The following is a 12610-nucleotide window of genomic DNA, read 5'->3' as shown; positions in this document are numbered from 1 at the left end:
AAGTTATGGAACTATTTTGGTTATCAGGAAAGAATTCGGTACTAATATTTTGTTATTTTACTTGGGGCTTATCTCTTTAATCTCATTAATTTCAGGATATTTATTTTCTATATTGTAATTGGCGGTGGTTGGATAACATAAAAATTTAAAATTAAAAATGAAAAATTCAAAATTAAGGAAATTGAAAAAAATTCTCAAAAATATGGGAAGTGTTCTAATTGCATATTCAGGTGGGGTTGACTCAACATTTTTGTTAAAGGTAGCTAAAGATGTTCTATGTAAAAATGTTTTAGCAGTTACTGCTAAATCTGAAACTTATCCAGAAAGAGAGTATGAGCAAGCAAAGAAAATAACTCAAAAATTAAAAATTAAACACATGATTATCAATACCAGTGAACTATCAAATTCACTTTTTCTTGCTAATCCATCAAATAGATGTTATTACTGTAGAAAAGAGTTGTTTGTTAAACTCAAACAAATAGCATCGGATAAAGGTATAAATTATGTTGCTGATGGAACTAATTACGATGACATTAGTGATTTCCGGCCAGGGATGGAAGCAATAAGGGAATTGGAAGTGAGAAGTCCTTTAAAAGAGGCTGAATTGACGAAAGAAGAAATTCGTTTACTCTCCCGTAAGATGCGTCTATTCACATGGAATAAACCAGCTTTTGCCTGTCTTGCTTCCAGAATACCATATGGAGATAAAATCGATAGCCAGAAACTTAAAATGATAGATGACGCAGAAAATTATTTATTCAGGTTAGGATTCAAACAGGTTCGTGTAAGACATCATGCCTGTCCTAAGCGAAGTCGAAGGAATAATATTGCCCGAATAGAAGTTTTGCCAGAAGATATAGAACGTTTAACTTCTATAAATTTACGAGATAAAATAGTAAAAAAATTTAAAAGAATAGGTTATCACTATATAACTTTAGACCTTCAAGGATACAGAACAGGAAGCATGAATGAGGTCTTGAAAAAATAAGGAGGTAGAGGGATGGAGAAAAAAATATTTAGTGCAGTTGGAGAAAAGGAAGTTACAAGAGCAATTGTGAATGAGTTTGCTAAACAGTTTTCTGAGTATGTAGAAAGTGACTGTTTAATCATAGGTGCGGGACCATCAGGATTAATGGCAGGTAAAGAATTAGCAAAAAAGAAACTGAAAGTTTTAATTGTGGAAAGGAATAATTATTTAGGTGGCGGGTTCTGGATTGGTGGATATTTAATGAATAAGTTAACCGTAAGGGCTCCAGGACAAGAAGTTCTCTCCGAATTGAACATTCCATTTGAAGAAGTTTCCAAAGGTTTGTATGTTGCCGATGGCCCCCATGCATGTTCAAAACTTATCGCTGCTGCCTGTGATGCGGGTGTAAAGTTTGCTAATATGACAGTATTTGATGATGTCGTATTAAGGGAAGGGAATCGTGTAGTAGGAGCGGTGGTTAACTGGACACCTGTAGAGGCATTACCAAGGCAAATTACCTGTGTTGACCCGGTCGCTTTAGAGTCAAAGATAGTAGTTGATGCTACCGGTCACGATGCTACAGTGGTAAAAAAATTAGAGGAACGCGGTATAGTTAAAACTGTGGGTTTCGGAGCAATGTGGGTTGAGCGGTCAGAAGATTTGGTAGTAGAACACACTGGAGAAGTGCATCCGGGTTTGGTTGTTTGTGGTATGTCAGTAACTACCACTTATGGTCTTCCTCGGATGGGCCCAACATTTGGAGCTATGTTACTTTCAGGCAAAAAAGCAGCAGAAATTGTATTACAAAAAATTAAGTGACTTCTTGCTATGCGTATTCCGTCTTTTATTTATCTTTACGATAGTGGAAAGACAGAAAGTTTGAATCTTAATGAGATTTCTCAGTATCTGAAAAATATTTTCAAAAAGAGTAAAATTCAAATACGGGATGATATTATAACCTGTTATCTCTCTAATTTTTTCTTTAAAGAGAGAGAAAAGGTGATAGATAATTTGGCTAATCAGATGACTAAAATTAAAGTTAGAGAAATTGAGATTAAGAATACAGTATTTGAACCTTTACAGGGTGAAATTGAATATGAGAAGAAAAGACTATCCGAATCTGGAAATAAATCATTTGGTATTTTGTATGATGGTTTTGAACTCATGACAATTCTTTCTAAATTAATCGCTAAAGAAGAATCTGATTTTAGTTATTGTCATATTGTTTTTACTAATCAGCTTTTTAGTACCTGGGATGAAGGAGACTTACGGTATCATGCACGGGTCAGTGTTTATGGATTTCCGTCGGTTATTTCTACTACAGGAATAGTAGAAGCACCGGCTAAACCAAGAGAATTCTATTTGAAGAAACAGTTATGGATTGATATTTATACTTTGAAGGAAGAATTCAGAGGCAGGTTTATTGATTATGATGATTTGCGTATGACTGAAGTAATGAAAGGATATGTTCTTCAGGCAATATTCTATCATATAACAGGAAATCCTTTTTGCAAAGATAAGAACTGCAGACTTTACAATGCTCACTGGCAGGAAGAAGTAATACAGGCACAGTTAAATAAAAATAGCGAATATTGTAAAAAACATCAAAAAATTATCAAACAATTCGGAACAGAGAATTTCAAGAATGAATATATCTAAAAAATTTGTTTTAATAGTTGCATTTGCGTTAGTTTCATCCGGTTTAATTCAAGCAGAAACTAATGTATGGATTACCTTAAGTACTGTGGTTGTTACCGGGACAAGAATTTCTCAAACTTTCTCACAGGTAACTCGTAATGTATCAGTAATTGATGAGAAAGAAATCAATAACTCACCAGCTAATTCAGTTCCTGAATTATTAGAACATGTTTTAAGTTCGGATATTCAGGAACGAAGTCCTTACGGGGTTCAGGCAGATGTAACTATGCGTGGGTCAACTTTTCAACAAACACTTATTCTTATTGATGGAGTACGAGTCAATGATTCTCAAACTGCTCATCATAATATGGATTTACCGGTAACACTGAATGATATTGAAAAAATAGAAGTATTACAGGGACACAGTTCATCAGTTTATGGCCCAGATGCATTTGGTGGAGTGGTTAATATAGTAACAAAAAAAACTAAAAATAAGGAATTATTTAGTCAGGTTAAACTTGCTGAATATAATACCCAACTTGTTTCTGTATCTTACGGTAATAAATGGAATAACTACAGCCAGAAGGTATCCTTAGAAAAAAAGAAATCTGATGGGTTCCGGTATGATACTGATTTTGATAATTTTAATTTTTATTCTGATTCAAATTGGGACATTGCAAAAGGAGAAATCAATTTAAGTTTAGGTTTTATGGACAAAGAATTCGGTGCATATGACTTCTATACTCCGGGAAGAAATTATCCTTCTAAAGAATGGACCAAAACATATTTTTCTAAACTTGGTGTAGTATATAAAATAGGTAAAATAAGTTTACAACCTAAAATATTTTATCGTCAACACAATGATAAATACATGCTGGACATAACCCGTCCCACATGGTATGTAAACGAACATTTAACATATTTCTATGGAGGAGAAATACAGGCTAATATCCCACTGAGAAATAAAGTAGAGTTGACTATAGGTGGAGAAGTAACACAGGATCAAATTGAAAGTGAGCGTCTAGGTAACCATATTCAACCTCGTCAAGCATTGTTCAGTGAATATCACACCTCTATATTTTCAAATTTAGATTTAGATGCTGGTTTAAGAATAGATAATTCAAACTGGGGACAGCAGATATCTCCAACTCTTGGAATCGGTTACTGGATTTCGCCTTTATGGAAATTACGCAGTTCTGTAGGACGTGCTTTCAGAAGTCCGTCATTCACTGAACTTTATTATAAAGACCCGGCTAATGAAGGAAATTCTGAACTCAAACCTGAAGAAGCAATTTCTTATGAAGCAGGTGCGGACTTTATTCAAGGGAAACATTTTAATGCTTCTATTACTCTTTTTGACCGTAAGCAAACGAACCTTATTGATTGGGTAGGTACAACAGAAACAGGTCCTTGGAAAGCAGAAAATATCGGTGAAGTCAGAATATTTGGAATTGATTCAGAAGTAAAATTTAACCTGTATTCATTTGAGACGCGTTTCAATTATTCCTGGATGGGTTCAAAAAAAACTCAAGACTATTATTCTAAATATGCTTTGCAATATCCAACCAACCAATTTTCTCTGGAAGTCAGTCGTCCACTTAACTGGAACATAATTCCTGTAGTGAAGTTAATATATAAAGAAAGGCTTAGTGAAACTGGTTATTTTCTTATGAATAGCAGAATTTCTAAAAGTATAGATAATATGGAAATATTTATTGAGGGAACTAATTTGCTTGATATAAAGTATGAAGAAATAAAAGGCGTTCCTCAACCAGGTAGATGGCTTGGTGCAGGAGTTACTTATAAACTGTAATAAATGGAAGAAGATAATGTAAAATTGAATAAAGAAAAAGCTATGTCCGATAACTGAATAAATAGGAGAAAGCGTGGGAAGCAAAAGAAAGCGATAAAGTTGTTACATTTTAGAAAAACATAAGGCAATTTTTTACTGAAAAGAGAGGTGAATAAAAAAATGAAGAAACTAATTGCAAAGTATAGGGTATGGGCTTCTAAACATACTGACCTTGCATGTATAATCCATACATTCATAGGCGGAGGTTTTGGTTTTATCATTGCTCCTTAATTTTTATTGACTTTTACCTGCCGATAAGTATAATAATCTATTATGAAAATTTTGATAGTCCGATTGAGTTCTATCGGCGATATTGTTCTGGCAACACCGCTGATAAGATGCTTGCGAAACAAATATCCATCAGCACAGATTGATTTTATACTGAAAGAAAAATACGCTGAAATTCTTTCTGCCAATCCTTATATTTCAAATTTAGTATTGTTTAACGGTAATTTAATAAAATTTGCAAAAAAAATAAAAGCAGAAAAATACAATATAATTATTGATATTCATAGAAATTTTAGAAGTTTTATTTTAACACTTTTTTCTAACGCACAAATTGTGAGATACAAAAACTTTCTGTTTCAGAGATTTTTATTGACTGAATTAGGGCTGAATTTTTACCGACAAAAAATACCTGTTGCCCAAAGATATTTAGCAGCAGTCAAACAACTCGGTGTTGTAGATGATAACAAAGGGATTGATTTTTTTATAGACGAAAAAATAAAAAACAAATTTGTACAATTGTACAAATTTGAATATATCAGTATCTGTCCTGTTGCTATCTGGAAAACCAAAAGATGGCCTAAAGAAAATTTTATAGCACTTGCAAAAAAAATTATAGAAAAGTATAATTATAATATACTTATTTTTGGTGGAAAAACTGATTTTGAGTATTGTGAAAGTATCAAAAATCAAATTGGGTATACCGAAAAGACAAAAAATCTCTGTGGACTATCATTACAAGAAACTGCGGTTGTACTGACAAAATGTAAGCATTTGCTTACAAATGATACCGGCTTAATGCATATTGCAGAAGCATTAAAAATTCCGGTTGTTGCATTTTTCGGACCAACAGTTGAAGAGTTTGGATTTTATCCGCAATCAGCAAAATCAAAAGTGTTTGCAAAAAATATCTCGTGTCAGCCGTGTTCCACAAAAGGTTCACAGATATGTCCTGGCGGGCATTTTAGATGTATGAAAGATATTACAGTTGACGAGGTTTTTTCTTACTGTGCTGCTAATCTATAATATACTGGTTGGTTTTGCATTTGTATTCGTTTTGCCGTACTTTGTGTGGCGGTATAAACTTGCTGCATTTGACAAAATTGCAATCGGTATAAAACAGCGGCTTGGTTTTTATGATATTGAAAAAGGTAAATATATCCTGTTTCATGCATCATCCGTTGGTGAACTTAAAACAATAACTTTGTTTATTACTAAACTAAAAAAAATGTTTCCTGAAAAACAAATCCTGATATTAACAATGACACCATACGGTTATAAATATGCAGTTGACAAGAAAATTGCAGATAAGGTTATTTTTGCGCCGATAGATATTCCGTTTTGTGTTGAGAAATTATTTCTAAAAGTTATACCTGAAATGCTTGTTCTTATTGAAAGCGAACTCTGGCCTAATTTGGTTTTTTCTGCCAAACGGAAAGGTGCAAAAATTGTATCAATAAACGCAAGAATGTCAGATAAAAGTTTTCGCAGATATTTATTTGTGAAAGAATTCATTACAGAAATTCTAAAAAAAATAGATTTTATCTGTGCACGTGAAGAATCAGACAGAAAAAAGTTTATTGCGTTGGGATATGATGAAACGAAAGTAATAAAAACAGGTAATATGAAATACGATATTAAATCAGAAGCATACCAACGAATGCAGTTACCGGGAGTCAGAAAAACAGGCTTTGGATTTAAAGATACTGATTTGATTTTTGTCACAGGTAGCACACGAGAAAAAGAAGAAGAAATTGTAATAAATCTCTATAAGAAATTAATTCCACAGTTTAACAACTTAAAACTTGTGGTTGCACCGCGTTATCCTGAAAGATGTTTAGAAATAGAAAAAATTCTACAAAAAGAAAATCTAAGTTTTTTCCGTAAAACCCAACTATCAACTATCAACTATCAACCATCAACTATCAACTGTCTTTTACTTGATACTATCGGTGAACTGCTTGATTTCTATGGTATTGCGGATATTGTTTTCGTCGGGGGCAGTTTGTTTGATGAATCCGGCGGACATAATATTCTTGAACCTGCAGAACTTGGCAAACCAGTTATATTCGGCAAGTATATACGAAATTTTCAAGAGTCAGCTAATGCCTTGCTTTCTAATCATGCTGCATTTTTGATAAATAATACACAAGAGTTTTATGAGACGGTACTAAAACTTTTAACCGACCAGAAATTAAGAATTGAAACGGGAAAAAAAGCAAGAGAAACGGTTGTTGCTCAACGAGGCGCAACAGATAGAAATATCAGAATCGTTTCAGAGATGTTAGAAAATGCTTAAATTATCAACTGCAATCGGCAGTATGCCACATAGAGATGAAAAAATAGCAACCGAAATTTTAACAAATAATCTCGGTATCCCATGCTGGCCGCAACTACCTAAAAAATGTTTTAAGGAAAATATGTATATTCAGTATTCAGAAGGAATGCCATCGCTTGTTGTAGACGAACAGAATCAGAAAATATTTTTTAATACCGATATTGATACACTTGCCGAACTTGAAAAGTTTTACGAAAAAATTATTTCAGACGATATAGAATACTTTAAAATTTCACCGGAGTATGCTGTGGGATTTTACGAATTTACTCGCCATCTCGCCATCTCGCCCTCTCGCTATCCCGCTATCAAAGGTCAAATTACAGGGCCTATTACTTTCGGCTTGAAAGTTACTGACCGGAATAATCGGTCTATTTTTTATAATGAGCAGTTCGTAGATGTGATAGTAAAGGCACTCACAATGAAAGCGAGATGGCAAGTGAAACAATTAAAAATTAAAAATGAAAAATTAAAAATTATTATGTTTATTGATGAGCCGTATCTTTCTGCGTTTGGTAGTGCTTTTACACAGGTTTCAAGAGAAGAAGTTATAAAATATCTCAATGAGGTTTCTGATGGAATCCATAACGAAAACTCACTATCCGGAGTTCACTGTTGTGGGAATACCGACTGGTCAATTTTGATGGATACAAACATTGATATAATTTCGTTTGATGCATACAGTTTTTTTGACGGGTTAGTACTTTATCCTGAAAAATTAAACCAGTTTTTACAAAGAAACGGAATGCTGGCTTGGGGACTTGTTCCAAGTTCGGATGCGATACATTCAGAAACAGTTGAAACACTTATTGCTAATTTTAAACAAAAGATTGAAATACTGCTGAAAAAAAATGTTAACGAGCAACTACTTCAAGAAAGATATATTATTACACCATCTTGTGGGTGTGGCTCGCTTGACGAAAAAATAGCCGAAAAAATAGTTGCTTATACAAAAGAAATATCTGAAAATCTAATATGATTATAGCAGTAGCTGGTAAAGGCGGTGTTGGTAAAACAACAATTGCAGCGTTGATTGTGAAACAACTTGTTAAGAATAATAAAACACCTGTTCTGGCGATAGATGCTGACCCCAATAGTAATCTTGGCTATTATCTTGGTATGGATTGGGAAAGAACGATTGCCGATATAAGAGAAGATGAGTTCAAAAAAAATCCAGCGGGTATCTCAAAAGTTGAATGGCTTAATATAAAGATACAGGAGTGTGTTATAGAAACGGAGAGAGGTTTTGATATGCTTGTTATGGGGCGTCCTGAAGGACCCGGCTGTTATTGTGCGGTAAACAATCTTTTAAGAGAATTTCTAAAAAAATTGAGCAGCCACTACAAATATGTTGTGATTGATAATGAAGCCGGGCTTGAGCATCTTTCTCGTCGGACAAGTAATGAGGTTGATATACTTTTTATAGTTGCAGAGCCGACAAAAATATCTATTATTGCGGCTGAAAATGTGAATAAAACAGCGGAATCGCTGCCAATAAGAATTCAGCAAAAATATCTGGTGCTTAATAAATTACATAATGAGAATATAAATAAAATCAACGGGCTTGAAACTATCGGTTCCATCAGATACAACAACAATTTTGTTGACGAGTTTGAGAACAAGGAAGATATCTTTAAGATAGATAATTCAGAGATTACAACTGATATTAAAAAAATTTTAGGCAGTTCGGGAATTCTATGAAAACAGTTTCTGTAATTTTGTTATTGTTGGTTCTTGCATTAACTGGCTGGTGGGCAAACAAGAATTTTAATTATCCGTATCCCGCACCACAGAACATTGTTACTGAAAAAACAGAACCAGTTGATTTTGCAGGTTTTTTGTTCGGGATGCGCCGAATCTTTGCAGATGTGGCTTGGATTCAGACATTGCAGTATTATGGCGGCGGTGGCTGGGAAGACGAGGTAACAGAAGAAAAATATCGTAAGTATGAAAAAGATGACAAACGTAAAGGTGATTACGGCCGATACAGATACCTGTTGGCAATGTGTCGGCGCTGTGTAAGAATAGACCCGTATTTTAAGTATGTATATTTATACGGTGGTTCATCGCTTGCTTGGAATCTTACAAGATATGACGAAGCGCTAGATTTTTTTAACGAAGGGCTTAAATACAATCCGCAGTATTATCTGTTTCATCTGTGTGCAGCCGCTATTATTTATTCAAAAGAAAACAGGTTTCATGAAGTGATTACAAAACTTGAAGAAGCAGTAAAATATCCGGACTGCCCGTTTGAATTAAAAAATATTTTAGGCAATATCTATAAGGATAAACTTGGCGAATATGAGAAGTCGGCTAAAATATGGGTTGATATTTATCTGACTGAAAAAATTGAAAGCAGACAGGAAATGGCAAAGAAAAAACTGGTTAAACTTATCAGTGAAAAAAAAATCTCACCGGAATTCCTTGAAGTACAGGAAATTATAGAATTAACCACTGATGAACACAGATAAAAAAGATGATAAACACGGATAAGACATCTGTGTTCATCTGTGTATTGATGTTTAATCTGTGTTAATCTGTGACTACAATGTTTTCTTAAATCAGATGGTTTATATATTAGGAGTCAATTTAAGTCACGATAGAAGTGCCTGTCTGTTAAAAGACGGTAAAATATTGGTTGCTATTGAAGAAGAACGACTTGACAGGCTAAAACATAGCCGAGGGATTTTATGTAATACAGTTCTTAGACAAAACAATACAGTTTCACCAATGAAGTCAATCAATTATTGTTTAAATTATGCTGGAATATCGCTTGATACACTGGATTTGATAGTTGGTAATATACCAGGTAACGATATTTCAGCAGAAATATTAAAGAAAGAAATACCAATTAAAAACAAAAACAAAATCAAAACACTACCACAACCAGGACATCATTTAGCACATGCGTTTGGAGTATATTTTGCCTCGCCATTTAAGAAAAGTGCAATCTTGGTTGTAGATGCTACTGGTAATACTACAAACAATTCTATTGAAGCACATACCTTTTTTATCGGTGAAAATAATAGGATTAATCGGATTTATCAAGAACTGTTACCTGTCTATCCACTTCCACAGAATTTTTTTTCGCTCGGTTTTTTTTATGAGTATTTTACTAAACAACTTGATTTTTATACCAATCTTTTACCAGCAGATATTCCAGAACAAGAAGTAAACACAAAATATCCGGAAGCCGGAAAACTGATGGGACTTGCACCATATGGAAAAAAAAGGATACACTGGGAAAAACTTATTCGTCTGGAAAACAATGGAAAAATAAAAATCCCAATCCAGGATGTCAAACTAAAATATGCTAGATGGAAAATCCAGGATAAAATCAATGATGAAAAAATTGGCCTAAAATATGAAAACCAGTTCTATAAAGATATTGCTTATAAAGTCCAAAACGAGTTAGAAGCTGCAATCGTCCATTTAGCGAATGATTTATATCAAAAAACAAAAATAAAAAATCTCTGTTTTAATGGTGGTGTAGCACTAAATTGTGTAGCAAATAGAAAGATATTAGACAATACGCCATTTAAGAATATATTTATTTTGCCACCTGCAAATGATGCTGGTATTTCTATCGGTTGTGCATATTACGGTTATTATAGTTTAACAGGTGGGAAAAAAAGGGTTCCATTAAATACAGTATATTTAGGAAAAGAATATAATGAGCAAGAGATATTGACAAGTTTAGAAAAATATAGTAATATTAAATGGCTAAAATTTAGAACATATCAAGAACTGATAAAACAAACTGCAAAACTGATTTCACACAAGAAAATAGTAGGCTGGTTCCAAAAAGGCGCTGAGATGGGTCCGAGGGCGTTAGGACACCGAAGTATTCTTGCAGACCCGCGGGAACCCAAAATGAAAGATAAACTGAATAAACGAGTAAAACACAGAGAGCCATTCAGGCCATATGCACCATCGGTATTAGAAGAAAAAGTTCAGGATTTTTTTGATATAAAACATAAAAGTCCGTTTATGTTACTCGTTGCTAATGTAAAAAAAGGGAAACAGAAAAAAATACCATCAGTTGTTCATATAGATGGTACTGTAAGATTACAAACAGTAAACAAAGTTGATAATGGAATATATTATGATTTGGTAAAAGCATTCTATAACTTAACAAATATCCCGATGATATTAAACACATCTTTCAATGATAATAATGAGCCAATAGTTGAAACACCAGAGGACGCAATAAACTGTTTCCTGAAAACTGAAATGGACTATTTAGTTATAGGAAAATTTCTAATTGAAATTTAGGATTTAGGATTTAAAATTTGTAATACATTTGGGGCCCGTAGCTCAGCTGGTAGAGCACTTGACTTTTAATCAAGATTAAAGCGGTTTTTAAAATGCGTCAGAAAATAAAATGCCCGACGATAAAATATGATTTTTCTGTTTGTATGATTTTGTATAATTTTGTATGATTTTGGACACCAGATGGACACTTTTTGGACACCAGATTTTTAGTTAATTTTTGAATTAATTTTGTAGTAACCCTGTGCTTGCGGGGAATACCTGGGGCACTTGTCAATGATTGTTTTTAATAACAGTCATTGATGAGTGCCCTTTTTATTTGTCTTGGTAGAAACAGGAAAAAGAAAAGAGATATTATGACTTTTACAAATCGTGACAGATTACACAGTGAATACAAAAGGCGGGTGAGTGATTTTTTCAGGAACCGTTATGGTTTTCTTGTCACCGATTATGGACAGGAGACCAACATTTCTAAAACATTTAGTGATGCGCTTTTTAAGTGTGGCAATAACCCGACAGCACACTTTATCCGATACAAGCCAGATTCTGCAATTATTATAACAAAACCGAGCAGTTTCAACAGGGCATATCTTGTTGAAATCAAGTCAAAAAATCCGTCAAGTCCGAATGTTGCAATAGAGTTGGATTCATTAGAACACACTCTTGCTTTGTGGAAGATTGGTGTCAAAGTGATATTGGTTCTACCCGAGTTCAAGGCATTGTGGTCTAAAGATGTTCAGTTTTTCAGGATAGATGTTCCCGATAGAAATCCAATTGAGATATATGAAAGTATTAAGCAAAAATACAGTCCAGTGCCTGTTGAATATCGTCAATGGAACAAGGCAGGCAGTGGCACGCCATATGGATTGGTGAACGGACAGAATCCGGATATTACGGATTTAGATAATTTTATAGAGAGCGAGTTGTTAAATGACTGATATAGATATTTCCAAAATTGTAGTTAAAAAGCGTATACGAAATGATTTGGGAGATATTAAGTCACTTCAGGATAGCATTGGTAATGTCGGCTTGATACATCCGATAGCGGTGAACAGCAACTGGGAGTTGATTACTGGCTACAGGCGACTCATTGCGGTAAAGAATCTTGGCTGGGAAAAGATAAAAGCAACTGTCTTTCACAACACTACAGAACTTGACGAGTTTGATATTGAACTTCAGGAGAATTTGAAACGCAAGGACTTCAACCCTGTTGAATTAGCAGAAGCGTTATTAAAAAGAAAACAGATATACGAGAAAGAACATCCTGAGACAAAAAAAGGGCAATATGGAGCAAAGGGAAGGGGAACAACGATTTTGGAAA

The 12610-nt window shown here is 34.0% G+C and carries 12 protein-coding genes; all 12 read left to right on the top strand.

From position 1 onward, the window contains the following. Nucleotides 1-157 precede the first annotated feature (157 nt). Nucleotides 158-988, top strand: coding sequence for an ATP-dependent sacrificial sulfur transferase LarE (larE, locus tag AB1349_10315; protein MEW6557733.1), 831 nt, complete (start codon nucleotides 158-160; stop codon nucleotides 986-988). Nucleotides 989-1000: 12 nt separating this feature from the next. Further along, a complete protein-coding gene (locus AB1349_10310) occupies nucleotides 1001-1786 on the top strand; it encodes a sulfide-dependent adenosine diphosphate thiazole synthase (GenBank protein MEW6557732.1) in 786 nt (261 codons plus the stop codon). A gap of 9 nt (nucleotides 1787-1795) precedes the next feature. Continuing rightward, nucleotides 1796-2626, top strand: a complete 831-nt coding sequence (locus AB1349_10305; GenBank protein MEW6557731.1) for a DUF6775 family putative metallopeptidase — start codon at nucleotides 1796-1798, stop codon at nucleotides 2624-2626. After that, entirely contained in the window at nucleotides 2613-4418 is a 1806-nt protein-coding gene (locus AB1349_10300; GenBank protein ID MEW6557730.1) for a TonB-dependent receptor, read from the top strand. The genes AB1349_10305 and AB1349_10300 overlap by 14 nt, the downstream gene beginning before the upstream one ends. Before the next feature lie 312 nt (nucleotides 4419-4730). Beyond that, nucleotides 4731-5708, top strand: a complete 978-nt coding sequence (waaF, locus tag AB1349_10295; protein ID MEW6557729.1) for a lipopolysaccharide heptosyltransferase II — start codon at nucleotides 4731-4733, stop codon at nucleotides 5706-5708. Continuing rightward, complete coding sequence (locus AB1349_10290) at nucleotides 5692-6981, top strand: 3-deoxy-D-manno-octulosonic acid transferase (GenBank protein ID MEW6557728.1); 1290 nt, start codon at nucleotides 5692-5694, stop codon at nucleotides 6979-6981. The genes waaF and AB1349_10290 overlap by 17 nt, the downstream gene beginning before the upstream one ends. Further along, entirely contained in the window at nucleotides 6974-7996 is a 1023-nt protein-coding gene (locus tag AB1349_10285; protein ID MEW6557727.1) for a methionine synthase, read from the top strand. Before AB1349_10290 ends, AB1349_10285 begins: the two co-directional genes overlap by 8 nt. Next, nucleotides 7993-8718 (top strand): AAA family ATPase, encoded by a 726-nt coding sequence (locus tag AB1349_10280; GenBank protein ID MEW6557726.1) that lies wholly within the window; start codon nucleotides 7993-7995, stop codon nucleotides 8716-8718. Before AB1349_10285 ends, AB1349_10280 begins: the two co-directional genes overlap by 4 nt. Then, nucleotides 8715-9488 (top strand): hypothetical protein, encoded by a 774-nt coding sequence (locus tag AB1349_10275; protein ID MEW6557725.1) that lies wholly within the window; start codon nucleotides 8715-8717, stop codon nucleotides 9486-9488. Before AB1349_10280 ends, AB1349_10275 begins: the two co-directional genes overlap by 4 nt. Before the next feature lie 94 nt (nucleotides 9489-9582). Next, entirely contained in the window at nucleotides 9583-11292 is a 1710-nt protein-coding gene (locus tag AB1349_10270; GenBank protein MEW6557724.1) for a carbamoyltransferase C-terminal domain-containing protein, read from the top strand. A gap of 299 nt (nucleotides 11293-11591) precedes the next feature. Further along, nucleotides 11592-12227, top strand: coding sequence for a hypothetical protein (locus AB1349_10265; GenBank protein MEW6557723.1), 636 nt, complete (start codon nucleotides 11592-11594; stop codon nucleotides 12225-12227). Beyond that, on the top strand, nucleotides 12220-12610 hold a 391-nt coding region (locus AB1349_10260), incomplete at its 3' end, for a ParB N-terminal domain-containing protein (protein ID MEW6557722.1). The genes AB1349_10265 and AB1349_10260, both read left to right, overlap by 8 nt.

The organism is Elusimicrobiota bacterium (genome assembly GCA_040757695.1).
Lineage (GTDB): Bacteria > Elusimicrobiota > UBA8919 > UBA8919 > UBA8919 > JBFLWK01.
Note: the sequence above shows the minus strand (reverse complement) of the source record. Positions and strands in the feature narration are given on the sequence as shown.

Bases quoted from the DNA above. Each gene is read 5' to 3' on its own strand.
- larE (MEW6557733.1), top strand. From the start codon at position 158: ATGAAAAATTCAAAATTAAGGAAATTGAAAAAAATTCTCAAAAATATG.
- AB1349_10280 (MEW6557726.1), top strand. From the start codon at position 7,993: ATGATTATAGCAGTAGCTGGTAAAGGCGGTGTTGGTAAAACAACAATT.
- AB1349_10270 (MEW6557724.1), top strand. From the start codon at position 9,583: ATGGTTTATATATTAGGAGTCAATTTAAGTCACGATAGAAGTGCCTGT.
- AB1349_10305 (MEW6557731.1), top strand. From the start codon at position 1,796: ATGCGTATTCCGTCTTTTATTTATCTTTACGATAGTGGAAAGACAGAA.
- AB1349_10310 (MEW6557732.1), top strand. From the start codon at position 1,001: ATGGAGAAAAAAATATTTAGTGCAGTTGGAGAAAAGGAAGTTACAAGA.
- AB1349_10285 (MEW6557727.1), top strand. From the start codon at position 6,974: ATGCTTAAATTATCAACTGCAATCGGCAGTATGCCACATAGAGATGAA.
- waaF (MEW6557729.1), top strand. From the start codon at position 4,731: ATGAAAATTTTGATAGTCCGATTGAGTTCTATCGGCGATATTGTTCTG.
- AB1349_10275 (MEW6557725.1), top strand. From the start codon at position 8,715: ATGAAAACAGTTTCTGTAATTTTGTTATTGTTGGTTCTTGCATTAACT.
- AB1349_10300 (MEW6557730.1), top strand. From the start codon at position 2,613: ATGAATATATCTAAAAAATTTGTTTTAATAGTTGCATTTGCGTTAGTT.
- AB1349_10265 (MEW6557723.1), top strand. From the start codon at position 11,592: ATGAGTGCCCTTTTTATTTGTCTTGGTAGAAACAGGAAAAAGAAAAGA.